The sequence below is a fragment of the Pantoea sp. GD03673 genome, assembly GCF_029844725.1.
Lineage (GTDB): Bacteria > Pseudomonadota > Gammaproteobacteria > Enterobacterales > Enterobacteriaceae > Pantoea.
Map to the genome: position 1 here is coordinate 316,009 of NZ_JAOCKJ010000003.1, position 13,357 is coordinate 329,365.

Genomic DNA, 13,357 nt, shown 5'->3' on the forward strand with positions numbered 1-13,357 from the left:
CCGTGGGCCGCGCTATGCTAATGTTGTCATTAAACAGGTTCCGCGCTAAGGATTGTCCATGTCTCCCTTTTATCAACTTTCGGCCGTCAGCCTGACTGGCCAGCCAGTCCCGATGGCCGACTTCGCTGGCAAAGTGGTTCTGGTGGTGAATACCGCCAGCCATTGTGGCTTCACGCCACAATATGCTGGGCTGGAAGCACTTTACAAAAAGTATGCCGCTCAGGGGCTGGTGATACTCGGTTTTCCCTGCAATCAGTTCGGTAAGCAGGAACCCGGCGGGGCCGACGATATCGCCCGGACATGCCACATCAACTACGGCGTGAGTTTTCCGATGTTTGAGAAAGTCGACGTCAACGGTGCCGCAGCACACGCGGTGTTTCGTTACCTCAAGGAAGCATTACCCGGCGTGCTGGGTGGTCGTATCAAGTGGAACTTCACTAAGTTCCTGATAGGACGCGACGGCAGACCTGTCAGACGATTTGCGCCGACCACGACTCCGGCAAAAATGGAAGCCGCAATTGCAGCTGCCCTCTGAGGATATGAATTAAAGTAACCGCCCCCCTTACCGAAGAAATTCATCACGTTGAGGAGCCTGGGAGGTTTACAGGGTAAGGGGTGAATAGTTGCGTTAAATCCGTCGTACAGGCCCCCCGCCGTTGCGCGTGCTATACGCGATTAAAGAAGGGACGCTCACCGAAATCAAAACCGGAATAACCGGCGTCAGCTCTGCTTTCATGCGTGTGCTGAAAAGGTGTGCTGAGGTGATATCGCGGATGATCCTTTTGCGGAAAATCTTTGCGGTATCCCATGTGTTCCGGGCGCTGAAACGGCCTGCCAGTGGGGCTGGCAGGTTCCTGAAAATGGAAAACCATCCGACATTATCAACCGATTTGCGCTTTGTGACGCCGCGAACCGGAGTGGATTTACATCCTCCTTCAATGACCGTCTGATTAACTGGGGTAACGTCCGCTGTTCACCGCTCTTTTCCGTCAGGCGGTTCTGTCGTGCGACTGAATGCGTTACATCCGGTCGCGCCTGCGGCATCCCCTACGCGGTCATGCCGCCATCAATTACCAGCTCGGTACCGCCGACATAACGGCTTTCATCGGACGCCAGAAACAGGGCGGCGGCGGCCACTTCATCCGGATTCCCCAGCCGCTTAGCCGGGATTCGGGCGCTCAGCGTTTGTCTCACTTCATCGCTGGCACGGTCAAACATCGGCGTGTCAGTGGGGCCCGGACTCAGCGTGTTCACCCGGATGCCACGCGGTGCCAGCTCGCTGTTCCAGGTGCGGGCATACGAACGCACGGCGGCTTTGCTGGCGGAATAGCTGCCGTAGCCGGGATTGGCCATTTCGCCTGCAATCGAACCCACCAGCACGATGCTGCCGCCCTCACCCATCAGCTGCACCGCGTGCTGCACCGTCAGCACCATCGCGCGCACATTCAGATTAAACGCGCGATCGATGTGCTCCCCGGTTGTCTCTTCCAGGCTCGCAGGTTCTGACACGCCTGACGCGTTAACAAGAATATCGAGGCGACCCGCGCGGGCGACAAGGGTTGCGAACAGGCGCGCAAGATCGCTTTCGCGGGTGATATCGGCAGGAATGGCTTCGACCTGACCGCCGATCGCGGCGACCGCCTCAGCCAGTTGCGCTTCCCGCCGGGCGGTTATAAAAACGCGTGCGCCTTCCTCTGCAAAACGGCGAGCGACAGCAAGGCCGATACCGCTATTACCCCCGGTGACAAGGGCGACTTTTCCACTCAGTTTCATCATTGCGACTCCCAATAGTGGCTGGACGCTTGATGATACATTTCGTATATTTAGTGTCAATTACGCACCTGGTGTACATCAGATATCCCCGAGGAAACCGCATGACCACCGATATCACCCAGCTACTCGCCGAGATCAACAGCACGCGGCCAATCCTGGAGCAGGTAGCGAATAAGTGGTCAGTCCTGATCCTGACCGTCTTGTGCTCTCAGCCCTCACGTTTTAACACCATCAAGCGCAGGCTCGACCCCATCACGCATAAATCGCTGACGGAGGCATTACGCCGTCTGGAACGCAACGGACTGATAAGTCGCCGTGTGATTGCTTCATCGCCTGTGGCGGTTAAATATGCCATTACGCCGCTGGGCCGGACGTTACAGGATCCTTTTGTCGCGCTGGTAAACTGGGCAAAGCAGCATGGGAAAGCCCTGGAACAGGCGCAGGCGGGATATGATGAAGAGCGTGAGACCCGCGATCCCCTGTAAACATCGCACCGGACGACGTTCAGAATGCCGGACGCAGCAGATAACCAGCGTTGTCCCGAAGACCCGTTCTATGCCGAAGTAAAGTGCGGGGAGGTCACGCATCTTGCCTGATCTGACCTGTGAGTTTCTGATGTGATGCATAGCCTTCTGCCGGGCGTAACGGACTCTCTTTCTGGCGCACACAAGGGGGCATGGTGGAGGTGACATGCATGGCGGCGGGATCTGTGACATCGGCTAAAAAGGTTGGTTTTAACATGACCGACGCACTCACAACGGGCTCGCCTGCTCATCCATTAGGGCGCTGCTGGCTCAAAAAACTGATAAGAGCCATCACGTCGGGCTTTGGACTGGTACATCGCCTTATCCGCGTTTTCGAATAGCATTTTGGCCGTTGCCGTCCCGAAGCGGGCAAGGCTGATACCAATCGCCGCGCCAATACGCACATCCCTGTTTTCGATGGCGAAAGGTGCCTGCAGGCTGTCGATAATCCGCAGTGCAATAGCGGATGCTGTTTCGCGATTAGCGCACTTTGCTGCCACAACAAACTCATCGCCACCCAGTCGCGCCACCGAATCACCCGGCCGCATACAGTGTTGCAGCCGTCTGCTGACCTGTTGCAGCAGGGCATCGCCTGTTGCGTGCCCCATCAGGTCATTCACCGCTTTGAAGCCATTCAAATCGATAAACATCACCGTGGTGTAAGCCTGATCGTCCGCCTGCGCCAGCATGAAGCCAACCTTCTCGTTAATCCAGGCGCGATTATGCAGTCCGGTGAGCGTGTCCAGGGTAGCCAGCTTCTCAAGATTACGCATCCTTTCTTTGTCCCGCGTAATGTCGCGCGACACCAGGACCGCACCGATGTTTTTTCCTGAGTTGGGGTTGATGACGCCGCAGGCTTTGGTGCCCAGATTGAGGTAATGACCGTCGCGATGGCGTTTGCGAACCTCAACAACATCCGGCAGCACGCCCCCGCTGAAGATGCACGCCAGCGCTTCAGTGGCTAATTCGCGATCGTCGGGATGCAGAAAATCCACCACCAGCTGGCCGACAACTTCTTCTGCGGTCCAGCCAATCATTTCGCTGTAGGAAGGCGAGATTGAAACGTACCGGCCCTCCGCATCGCAATGGGCAATCAGGTCCGTGCTGTTCTCAATTAACAGACGGTATTCCGCCGCAGTGCGGAGCGCATCTTCCAGCGCTTTACGCTGTCCGCTCACATCAAGAATGAAGCCGTTATATTGCAGATGGGACGTGCCAGGCTGGCAACCCGGCAGACCAGACACAACAACCCGACGGGTCTGGCCGTCCAGACAATGGATCGGCACTTCAATATGGAAAGGGGTCAGCAGTTCCAGCGCGGCAGTCAGTTTCAGCGCGATCTTCTCATCATCATCAGCCTGCGCCAGCCTTAGCCATGAGCTCAGCGTCACGCCCCTGAGTTCGGGCAGCAGACCCGCCGGGCTTTCCTGACTGGCAACGCAGATACCCTGGGCGTCTGTAGACCAGAGAGCGGTAAAAGAGGGTTTGATGATGGGGTTCATGGCGGCCGACTCCGATGTTGCTGACGATACTAAATAAGCTCAATACTCGTCGCTACAGACCTGATTATAACCGTAAATGCCCGCCTGTCGCTGAGGGCGACGCCTGTAAGGGGGTCAGGCGGGCAGGCCGCTATACAGGGTGGCGAAGACTGAAGCCAGTCTGGCGGCAGTGTCCGCGATGCCGTTCCCTTTTCGCATGATGCCAGGCTGTCAGGTTGCAGTGTCAGAAGCAAGAGCCTGTGTATATCGGCTCATCGGGGCATAATCTTTAATCACGGCAGGGTCTCACAGGCCCATGAAACCTGAAGCTTGCGCGTCATGAAATCCCTGAAGGTTTTGGCGCGTCATGCTATGCCATCACTCTGGCTGGCTGAATGGCGAGCCAGTGAAAAAGGCATCCCGTCACGCCTGCGGCTTAATCTCGCCTTAAGATTAATCTTATAACATCCCCGCTGTATTAGCTCATGTTGGGCTTTTCCGGAGTATCACCCTATGCAAAATAACAACACAGCTTCGCAGGCTTTGAGTAAAGTTCCGGCCGTTACCGCGGCATTCTGGTTGACCAAAATCGCTGCCACGACCCTGGGTGAGACCGGCGGCGATGCGGTGACCATGTCGATGAATCTGGGTTACCTGACCGGCACACTGATTTTCGCCATCATCTTTCTGGTTGCTGTCGTGGTGCAGATCAATCGCAACAGCTTTAACAAATGGATCTACTGGTTCACCGTCGTGGCGACCACCACTGTCGGCACGACCCTGGCGGACTTTGCCGATCGCTCACTCAACATCGGTTATACAGGCGGCACCCTGCTGCTGAGCACACTGCTGGTCCTCTCGCTTTTTCTCTGGAAAATATGCTGCGGGACGGTCGCAGTAAATTCGGTCAACAATGGCGTTACCGAGTGTTTTTACTGGGTCACCATAATGTTTTCACAGACACTGGGCACGGCATTGGGTGACTGGACGGCCGACAGCGAAGGGCTGGGGTACGACGGCGGGATCCTGCTGTTTGTCGGCGCGCTGACGGTTATCTGGGCGATCAGTCGCTTTACCTCTCTTTCACGCACCGCGCTGTTCTGGGCAGCCTTTATCCTGACCCGACCACTGGGTGCCGTTGTCGGTGACTTCCTGGACAAGCCCCTGGCTTCAGGCGGGCTCGCGCTGAGTCGCTACGGTGCTTCGCTAACACTGGCGCTGCTCATCATCGTTTTTCTGGTGGTGCTGCCACAGCGTCCGGCCATGAGAACGGCAGCCGCACAGTAAACGATCTACGGCTTACGCGTAAACGATCATCGGAGCCGCCTGCAATGGCGGCTTTCATGTTCAGAGCATCCGGGTTCCTTCGGACGACAGGCTACTCAAGACGACTGGCAATCAGCCGCAGTTGCTCTGCTATCTGCTTTAAATCCCGCTGCTGCTGTCCGGCAATACCGGTCGAACTGCGCACCACCAGTTTTGCAGGCAGAATTGACGAAGAACGCTGCTCATCCTGCTCACTGGCCAGCAAAATGCGCGCAACCGCCTCTTTGCCCTGCAAATCGAGATCCAGCGACACGGTGGTCAGCGCCGGATGAAAAAAGGCACTTTCATAGGTGTCATCATAGCCAATCACCGAAATTTGCCCTGGCACCGCTACGCCGCGCTGATGCAGCGCGCTCAGCACACCCAGCGCCATCTGATCGTTACCCACCAGCAGCGCACTGAACTCCGGTGCTTCACGCAGCAATTGCAGCACACCGTTGTAACCGCTCTGAGCATCCCAGTTACCGTGGCTGATGCTGACGGGTTTCAGACGGTAGCTTTCCAGCGTATCGAGCCAGCTCTTTAACCGCAGGTTGGCGGAAACTGACTGCTCAGGCCCGGCCAGCAGGGCAAACTCGCGATGCCCCTGCTCATACAGATATTTAACGCTGGCACGGGTGCCGTCAGCCGGGTTAAACGAAACGTTAAACACCGCGCTGTAAGGATCAACGTCGAGGAACAGACAGAGAATATCGTCGTTCTCCTGCACGATTTTCTCAGCATCACTGCTCTCCAGCGGGACGTTGATGATCACCTTATCCACCCGCTGAGACTTCAGCTCATTGATGCAATCCTGGAGGCTTTGATTGACGTTCTCATCAATCATGGCGATCAGCACCTGGTAGTCGGCGACATTCGCATAACGTTTAACCGCAGCAGCCACCTGAGAGGGGGCATGCAACGCCAGCGATGTGGTCACCAGACCCAGCGTTGTGCTCTGCTTACCCACCAGCTGCTGCGCCAGTCTGTTGGGCACGTAGCGCAGGGTCTCAATAGAGTGCTCCACCTTGCGCCGCGTTGATTCCGAGACGTTTGCCGACTTATTCAAAACCCGCGAAACCGTCTGATACGACACGCCAGCATGACGGGCGACATCCTCTAAGGTGGCATTTTTAGATTTCATAATTCGCATCCCTGATTACCGATGGCGGCATGGTATCACAGCCGTGGTGTCAGCCAGGCTACCGCAATCACATTGCTCGAATAAAAAGTAAAAGTAATACCTTCACATCGTGAAATTTGGTGATCTGATTCACTAATCGTTACAAATGGCGGCACTTTATTTGCAGTACATCACACATCATCGCGATTTTATTTGTCACTCATCTGACAAAAGGCGTTTACTGCCGCTGTCATGTGAACGTATTACAAATAAAATTGAGGATAACATGGAAACAAGGTTACGTACTGCTGCTGTGGCGCTTGCTGCGGCCCTGACCTCCCCGACGCTCTATGCCGCTATCGACAATATCGATTTTCATGGCTATCTGCGCGGTGGCGTGGGCGTATCGCAGGATGGCGGTATTGAAGAGTATCAAAAGAACAAGGTTGGTCGTCTTGGCAACGAAGCTGACACCTACGGCGAAGTTGAGCTGGGCAGCGAGGTTTACAAAAAGGATGACGTCAGTTTCTACGTCGACACCATGGTCAGTATGTTCTCCGATGGCTCAAATGATAACGAAACCACCTTCGGCGATGATGCACAGTTTGGCCTGCGTCAGCTCAATCTGCAGATCAAAGGGCTGGTGCCGGGTGACAAAGATGCCGTGATCTGGGGCGGTAAACGCTACTACCAGCGTCACGATTTACACATCATTGATACCAAGTACTGGAACATCTCGGGTTCGGGTGCCGGGATTGAAAACTACACGCTGGGGCCGGGCGCGATCTCCTTTGCCTGGATCCGTGGCGATGCCAACGATGTGGATTACCGCGTCGATGGCGACAACGACGTCAATATCAACTACCTCGATCTTCGCTATGCAGGCTGGAAACCCTGGTCCGGCGCGTGGACTGAGTTTGGTATTGATTACGCCATGCCAAACACCACCAACAAACAGAAAGAATATGGTGGCCTGTATGACGCAGATAACGGCGTCATGCTCACCAGTGAAATCAGTCAGGACATGTGGGGCGGCTATCAGAAACTGGTGTTCCAGTACGCCAATAAAGGTCTTGCGCAGAATATGATTTCGCAGGGTGGCGGCTGGTATGACATGTGGAACGATACTCAAAACGCCACCGGCTACCGCGTCATTAATACCGGTCTGCTGCCGATCACCGACAAGTTCTCTCTGAATCAGGTCTTTACCTGGGGTTCAGCGGATGATATCACCGCGCAGACCAGCAAAAGCACCCTGCTGTCGCTGGTGGGTCGGGGTCAGTATCAGTTTACCCAGTATGTGCGCGGTATTGGCGAAGTGGGCAGCTTCTGGCAGAAAGATGAAAACAAAGTGGGCAGCGACTACAAAGCAGCGGGACAGAAATATACGCTGGCGCTGGGTCTGGCAGCCGGTCCCGAATTTATGTCTCGTCCTGAACTGCGACTGTTTGCCTCTTACCTGAATGACTCCGAGGACGGTCACAGCTTCAAAGATAACACCAGTAATAACACCTGGAACTTCGGCGTTCAGGTCGAAGCCTGGTGGTAACTGCGCCATCTCCTCATTGTGGTCATTGTTAAGCTCTTATGCAGGGGCTTATTTGGATAACCGGCAACGGTTATCCATTTTTTTATTTGTATTTCTCTTGCGGTTGTTACTCCGGTTTAAAGAAACGTTCTTCCAGCAGCTGACGCAGCTGATCAGACTGTTTACCAAAGATCGCATGCACCTCATGTCCCAGGATCACCACACCAATCGCTCCCGCTTTCTGCAATCCCGCCGTATCCACCGCTTTCAGCGATGTCACCTTCACCCGCAGCCGGGTTAAACAGGCATCCACCTGCTGAATATTGTCACGCCCGCCAAAACACGTGACAAGACGCTCCAGTAGCGCACTGTCTACCTCAAGCTCTTCCACCGTCAGCGGCTGCCGACTGAAATAGTGCTTAAACGATTTCAGACTCACCATATTGTTCTCCTTCAGATGATAAAAAGGCGGGCTGCTGCCCGCCACTCACGACTGATAAACGAAAACGAGGGGTAGAATGCCCCAGAATTTGCGCCGAAACTGCCATAACCTGCTCAAAATTCACAATTCAGGCAGCGCCGGACCTTCCCAGACAGCATCACTGCCAGAAGCGATGGGGGCCTGAGCTAACGCCCGCACGACCATAAAACGGCACCAGACCGCTCCATCTCCCACATCGCAGCAAAGTCTTCTCACAGACAGCCCCGGTGCCAGAAGCGATGGGGACCTGTGCCTGTAGCAAAGCATCACGGGCCAGGGATGGCCCGTGCTGAGCAGGCAGGGATGCCGTCTTTTGCGTCTTTGCGAAAGGCACAGGTCCCCTGAGCTAACGCCCGCACGACCAGAAAATGCCACCAGACCCGCTCCATCTCCCGCGTCGCAGCAGGGCCTTCTCACAGACAGCCCCACTTCCAGAAGCGATGGGGGCCTGTGCCTGTAGCAAAGCATCACGGGCCAGGGATGGCCCGTGCTGAGCAGGCAGGGATGCCGTCTTTTGCGTCTTTGCGAAAGGCACAGGTCCCCTGAGCTAACGCCTGGACGACCACAAAACACCACCAGACCTGCTCCATCTCCGGCATCGCAGCAGGGCCTTCTCACAGACAGCCCCACTGCCAGAAGCGATGGGGACCTGAGCTAACACCCGCACGGCCACAAAACGCCACCAGACCTGCTCCATCTCCCGCATCGCAGCAGGGCCTTCTCACAGACAGCCCCGGTGCCAGAAGCGATGGGGACCTGAGCTCATGCCCGCACGTCCATAAAACACCACCAAACCTGCTCCATCTCTGGCATCGCAGCAGGGCCTTCCCACAGACAGCCCGACTGCCAGAAGCGATGGGGACCTGTGCCTGTAGCAAAGCATCACGGGCCAGGGATGGCCCGTGCTGAGCGGGCAGGGATGCCGTCTTTTGCGTCTTTGCGAAAGGCACGGGTCCCCTGAGCTAACGCCTGTATGTGAGCAGCCCTACCCCAATGGCCCACTCAGCACCCGGCATCCCCACGCTGCCAGCATCAGCGGTCCCCCCATTGGCGTGCCATCAATCAAATCACTCAGTCCCGCAGGCAACGTCACCTGCTGCGTCTGACCCGTAAAATTCTGCACAAACAGAAACGCCCGTTCACCGTCGGTACGGCGCTGAACAACCACGCCAGGCGGCAGATCAATCGCCAGCGCACGCGGCAATTCCAGTTGCTTCATCAGCGCACCATAAAAATCCCGATGGAATGACAGATCATTACGCGACGCGATATACCAGGCTTTACCCTGACCGACCCGATTCACCGTCACCGCCGGTGTTCCGGCATAAAAATCACTCTCGTAACTGGCCAGCGCCGTAGCCCCTTCCAGATGAATATGCTCGCAAAGCTCCCGCGCCTGATACGGCCCGCTCAGACCCAGCTCGTTGCCGCGCACCCCGCGCACGCCGTTAAACTCCTCATCGGTCAGACTGTCGATCTCTTCTGACCAGATGCCGAGCAACGGCCGCAGCGGACCCGGAAAGCCTCCCGGATAACAGAGATCGCTCTCATTCACGATCCCGCTCCAGTAACTGGCCACGAAATGTCCGCCACGCTCAACATGCTGCTCTACCCGTGCGGCAAAACCCTCCCGCACCATATAAAGCATCGGCGCAATCACCAGATCGTAACCGCTAAGCGCGCTGTCACCGTTAATCACATCTACCGCAACACCCTGCTCCCAGAAAGCCCGATAGTGCTCATTCACCGTGCGCTCATAATGCAGACCAAGATTGCGTGGCCCCTGTGCGTTATCCATCGCCCAGCGACTCTCCCAGTCAAAAACAATCGCGACGCGCGCCTCAACCCGACTGCCCATAACCGGCGTCATCGAGGCCAGCATCCGGCCCAGCTCACTCACCTCACGTCCGATTCGCGTATCGATATGACCGACATGATCAACCACCGCGCCATGAAACTTCTCAACCGATCCCCGGCTCTTGCGCCACTGAAAATACTGCACCGCATCCGCGCCATGCGCCACCGCCTGCAGCGAAGAGAGAATATGCATACCCGGCTTCTTCAGCTTACTGGTCGGCTGCCAGTTCGTTGCGCCAGGCGTCGACTCCATCAATACAAACGGCTTTCCCTGCTTCAGGGTGCGCATCAAATCGTGGTACATCGCGGTATAACAAGCGAGCGTGGTCTCATCCTTCTCGTTATGCCACATCGGGTAGCTATCCCAGGAAATAAAGTCGAGCACCGATGACAGCTTCCAGTAATCGTAATCGTAGAAGTACTCCATAAAATTGGTGGTCGCGGGCAGATCGGGATTAGCCTGCTTCAGCGGTTTAATCTCTTCACGACAAAAATCTGTCACCTGATCCGTCATAAACCGCCGCCAGTCCAGATTCAGACCGTGAATCGACATCTCCCCCTGTGGCGCAGGCGACACAATCTGTGACCAGTCCGTGTAGGTATGGCTCCAGAAATCGCTCCACCAGGCGAGGTTCAGCGTCTCCAGCGTCTCATAGCGACGCTGCAGCCAGCCGCGAAAGGTCTGCTGACAGCGATCGCAGTGACACTCGCCGCCATACTCATTAGAAATATGCCAGCCGACCACCGCCGGATGATGCGCATACCGCGCCGCCAGCCTGCTGTTCATCGCCTGCACTTTCTGGCGATAGACCGGCGACGTCATACAGTGGTTATGACGGCCGCCATGCAGCGCCGGAACGCGATCGCGCCCCACGCGCAGCACCTCGGGATACGCCTGCGACATCCAGGCCGGACGTGCCCCGCTGGGTGTCGCAAGAAACACAGAAATTCCCTGCAGCCACAGCGTATCGATCACCTCATCCAGCCAGCCGAACTCATAGCGCCCCTCTTCCGGCTCCAGTTTCGCCCAGCTGAAAATACCCACCGACATAACGTTACAGTTCGCCTGCTTCATCATCGCTACGTCGTCATCAATAATGCCCGGCTGGTGCGCCCACTGTTCCGGATTGTAGTCAGCACCATGCAGCAGCCGGTTAACCCGGGCGCTGAGCGGGGGAAATTTATTCATACCTGATCCTCAGAGGAAGACATCAGCGTTAACGCTAATAGTTAATGAAAAACCTGTAGCGAAGGCAGCGCCTTGCCGTGACAGTCAAACAGCGCCTGGTTCTCGCGGGCGTTACCCTCTTTCCATTCGTCGTGGATATATTTCATGCCTGCAGGCGTGGCCCACGTATTGCCGGGCGCGGGGATCCACGCCGGTTCCCAGTAAACCACGCCCTTGCCGCGATGGTCTGGCACCGCCAGCACTGCTTTAATCAGATCATGCAGATAAGCGGCCTGTCCCGCGACCGTGCCGGGATAGCCACCCGCTTTCTCCTCTTTGGCCTGGAAACTGTTTTCGGCGCTATCGCAGTTTTCCAGCGTGTAGCCGTAAGCCGCTTCCACCACCATCACGTCTTTGTCATAGCGCCGTGAAATATCATCCATGTTGGCTTTCAGCGCGCTGATGGGGCCGTTCCAGTAGGTGTACATTGACAGGCCAATCACATCGAACGGCACATCGCGCTTCACGATCTCATCGAACCACCAGCGGAAAGTGTCATTCTTCGTGCCCTCAGCCAGATGCAGCATGATCTTCACCTGGTGCGGATCGCTGAGGTTTTCGCGCAGCCCGCTGATGCCCGCTTTCAGCAGGCCCGCCAGCCGATCAAACTCGCCGCCGTTCTGGCCCCAGCTTTTGCCCTCCGGCCAGAGCATGCCCCCGTTAAGCTCGTTGCCAATCTGGACGATATCCGGCATCACGCCTTCGGCTTTGAAGCGGGCAAGGGTGTCACGGGTATAGTCATGCACCTGCTTTTCCAGCTGCGGAAAGGTCAGCGACTGCCAGGCTTTGGGCTTGAACTGCTTGCCGGGATCGGTCCAGAAATCGCTGTAATGAATATCGAGCAGCAGCTTCAGGCCCGCCGCTTTGACACGCTTCGCCAGCGCCAGCGTGGTCGCCAGATCGTTACCGCCGCCGCCATAAGTGCGACCGCTGCCGTCGGTGGGATCGACCCACAGCCGCAGCCGGATAGTGTTGATACCGCTGGCTTTCAGGATGGCGAGGGCATCCTGCTGTTGATTCGCAGCGTTATAAAATTTCGCGCCCTGCTTCTCCAGTTCTGCCAGCGAAGAGATGTCAGCGCCCTTGATAAAATCGGCGGGCCAGGGTCCGGCAGAGGCGATAACAGGCTGATCGGCGGCGAGCAGCGGTGTCGCCCAGGCCAGCGCCAGGGCGAGAAACAATGTTTTTGGCGTCATGATTTATCCTTTAGTACTGCCTGAAGCCAGGCCAGAAACGAAGTATTTCTGCAGGGCCAGATAGAACACCGCCACCGGCACGGCGATCAGTACGGCACCGGCCGCATACGTGGTGTAACTGGCACCCATTTTTTGCGACACCAGGTTGTAAAGGCCAATCGGCAGAGTGAACTGCTCCGGGGTTCGCAGAATGGTGCTGGAGAGAATGAAATCGCCCAGCGGTCCGGTGAACGAGAACAACGCCACCACCGCCAGAATCGGTTTCGACAGCGGCATGATGATCTCAACGAAGATGCGGAAATTGCCTGCGCCATCCATGCGCGCCGACTCATCAAGATCTTTGGGAATGGAGTCCAGATAGCCCTTCATCAGCCAGGTGTTCATCGGGATCATCCCGCCGACGTAGATCAGCACCAGCGCCAGATGGCTGTTGATCAGCCCCAGCAGCTGCGACAGCACGAAAATCGCGATCAGTGCCGAAAACTGCGGAATCATCTGCAGCAGCAGAAACAGCATCAGTCCGTTCTGTCGCCCTTTAAAACGAAAGCGCGAAAAGGCGTAGGCGGTACAGCTGACGCTGATTAACGTCAGCACCATAGTCATGAAACTGATTTTCATCGAGTTCCAGTACCAGGTCAGATAAGGAACCGTGCCGTTGAACAGGTCGCGGTAGTGCTGCAGCGACGCATTTTCAGGAATGATCGAACTGCTGAGCAGACTGTTGCCTGCATTCAGTGATGCGCCTGCCGTCCAGACCAGCGGATAGATAATGATGGTCGACACGGCCAGCACCACCAGCCAGGTCAGCGACAGGCGTATCCACCTTTCGCGTTTAATACTGCCGGACTTCGCCATAACGGT

Annotated in this window: 10 protein-coding genes and 1 pseudogene; 4 read left to right on the top strand and 7 right to left on the bottom strand. The window is 56.3% G+C overall.

What is annotated here, in order from left to right:
* Positions 1 to 58: 58 nt before the first annotated feature.
* Positions 59 to 535 (top strand): glutathione peroxidase, encoded by a 477-nt coding sequence (locus N5J69_RS07395; protein ID WP_279769202.1) that lies wholly within the window; start codon positions 59 to 61, stop codon positions 533 to 535.
* Positions 536 to 1,047: 512 nt separating this feature from the next.
* On the opposite strand, the gene N5J69_RS07400 is transcribed toward N5J69_RS07395, so the two are convergent.
* Complete coding sequence (locus tag N5J69_RS07400) at positions 1,048 to 1,776, bottom strand: SDR family oxidoreductase (protein WP_279769204.1); 729 nt, start codon at positions 1,774 to 1,776, stop codon at positions 1,048 to 1,050.
* 98 nt (positions 1,777 to 1,874) lie between these two features.
* Here N5J69_RS07400 and N5J69_RS07405 point away from each other — a divergent pair, with 98 nt between their 5' ends.
* On the top strand, positions 1,875 to 2,258 hold the full coding sequence (locus tag N5J69_RS07405) for a helix-turn-helix domain-containing protein (protein WP_279769206.1): 384 nt from the start codon (positions 1,875 to 1,877) through the stop codon (positions 2,256 to 2,258).
* Positions 2,259 to 2,551: 293 nt separating this feature from the next.
* Here the strand turns inward: N5J69_RS07405 and N5J69_RS07410 are convergent, their stop codons facing one another.
* On the bottom strand, positions 2,552 to 3,799 hold the full coding sequence (locus N5J69_RS07410) for a sensor domain-containing diguanylate cyclase (protein WP_279769209.1): 1,248 nt from the start codon (positions 3,797 to 3,799) through the stop codon (positions 2,552 to 2,554).
* Between the two features lie 492 nt (positions 3,800 to 4,291).
* Here N5J69_RS07410 and N5J69_RS07415 point away from each other — a divergent pair, with 492 nt between their 5' ends.
* Positions 4,292 to 5,065, top strand: coding sequence for a hypothetical protein (locus N5J69_RS07415; protein WP_279769210.1), 774 nt, complete (start codon positions 4,292 to 4,294; stop codon positions 5,063 to 5,065).
* Positions 5,066 to 5,156: 91 nt separating this feature from the next.
* Here the strand turns inward: N5J69_RS07415 and N5J69_RS07420 are convergent, their stop codons facing one another.
* Positions 5,157 to 6,227, bottom strand: coding sequence for a LacI family DNA-binding transcriptional regulator (locus N5J69_RS07420; RefSeq protein ID WP_279769211.1), 1,071 nt, complete (start codon positions 6,225 to 6,227; stop codon positions 5,157 to 5,159).
* Positions 6,228 to 6,492: 265 nt separating this feature from the next.
* Here N5J69_RS07420 and N5J69_RS07425 point away from each other — a divergent pair, with 265 nt between their 5' ends.
* Positions 6,493 to 7,755 carry a maltoporin gene (locus N5J69_RS07425; RefSeq protein WP_279769213.1) on the top strand — a complete coding sequence of 421 codons (1,263 nt, stop codon included), beginning with the start codon at positions 6,493 to 6,495 and terminating at the stop codon, positions 7,753 to 7,755.
* Positions 7,756 to 7,861: 106 nt separating this feature from the next.
* Here N5J69_RS07425 and N5J69_RS07430 read toward each other — a convergent pair whose 3' ends face one another.
* From N5J69_RS07430 to N5J69_RS07445, 4 genes and pseudogenes are all read right to left on the bottom strand, one after another.
* Entirely contained in the window at positions 7,862 to 8,176 is a 315-nt protein-coding gene (locus N5J69_RS07430) for a glucose PTS transporter subunit EIIB (protein WP_279769215.1), read from the bottom strand.
* 1,024 nt (positions 8,177 to 9,200) lie between these two features.
* Positions 9,201 to 11,261, bottom strand: coding sequence for a beta-galactosidase (locus tag N5J69_RS07435; RefSeq protein WP_279769217.1), 2,061 nt, complete (start codon positions 11,259 to 11,261; stop codon positions 9,201 to 9,203).
* Between the two features lie 41 nt (positions 11,262 to 11,302).
* Positions 11,303 to 12,400: pseudogene (locus tag N5J69_RS07440) on the bottom strand (glycosyl hydrolase 53 family protein); the annotation flags it as partial.
* Between the two features lie 99 nt (positions 12,401 to 12,499).
* Positions 12,500 to 13,351 (bottom strand): sugar ABC transporter permease, encoded by an 852-nt coding sequence (locus N5J69_RS07445; RefSeq protein ID WP_279769220.1) that lies wholly within the window; start codon positions 13,349 to 13,351, stop codon positions 12,500 to 12,502.
* Positions 13,352 to 13,357 lie beyond the last annotated feature (6 nt).

Coding starts and splice junctions, on each gene's coding strand:
- N5J69_RS07415 (WP_279769210.1), top strand. CDS start 4,292: ATGCAAAATAACAACACAGCTTCGCAGGCTTTGAGTAAAGTTCCGGCC.
- N5J69_RS07395 (WP_279769202.1), top strand. CDS start 59: ATGTCTCCCTTTTATCAACTTTCGGCCGTCAGCCTGACTGGCCAGCCA.
- N5J69_RS07405 (WP_279769206.1), top strand. CDS start 1,875: ATGACCACCGATATCACCCAGCTACTCGCCGAGATCAACAGCACGCGG.
- N5J69_RS07445 (WP_279769220.1), bottom strand. CDS start 13,351: ATGGCGAAGTCCGGCAGTATTAAACGCGAAAGGTGGATACGCCTGTCG.
- N5J69_RS07425 (WP_279769213.1), top strand. CDS start 6,493: ATGGAAACAAGGTTACGTACTGCTGCTGTGGCGCTTGCTGCGGCCCTG.
- N5J69_RS07420 (WP_279769211.1), bottom strand. CDS start 6,227: ATGAAATCTAAAAATGCCACCTTAGAGGATGTCGCCCGTCATGCTGGC.
- N5J69_RS07410 (WP_279769209.1), bottom strand. CDS start 3,799: ATGAACCCCATCATCAAACCCTCTTTTACCGCTCTCTGGTCTACAGAC.
- N5J69_RS07400 (WP_279769204.1), bottom strand. CDS start 1,776: ATGATGAAACTGAGTGGAAAAGTCGCCCTTGTCACCGGGGGTAATAGC.
- N5J69_RS07435 (WP_279769217.1), bottom strand. CDS start 11,261: ATGAATAAATTTCCCCCGCTCAGCGCCCGGGTTAACCGGCTGCTGCAT.
- N5J69_RS07430 (WP_279769215.1), bottom strand. CDS start 8,176: ATGGTGAGTCTGAAATCGTTTAAGCACTATTTCAGTCGGCAGCCGCTG.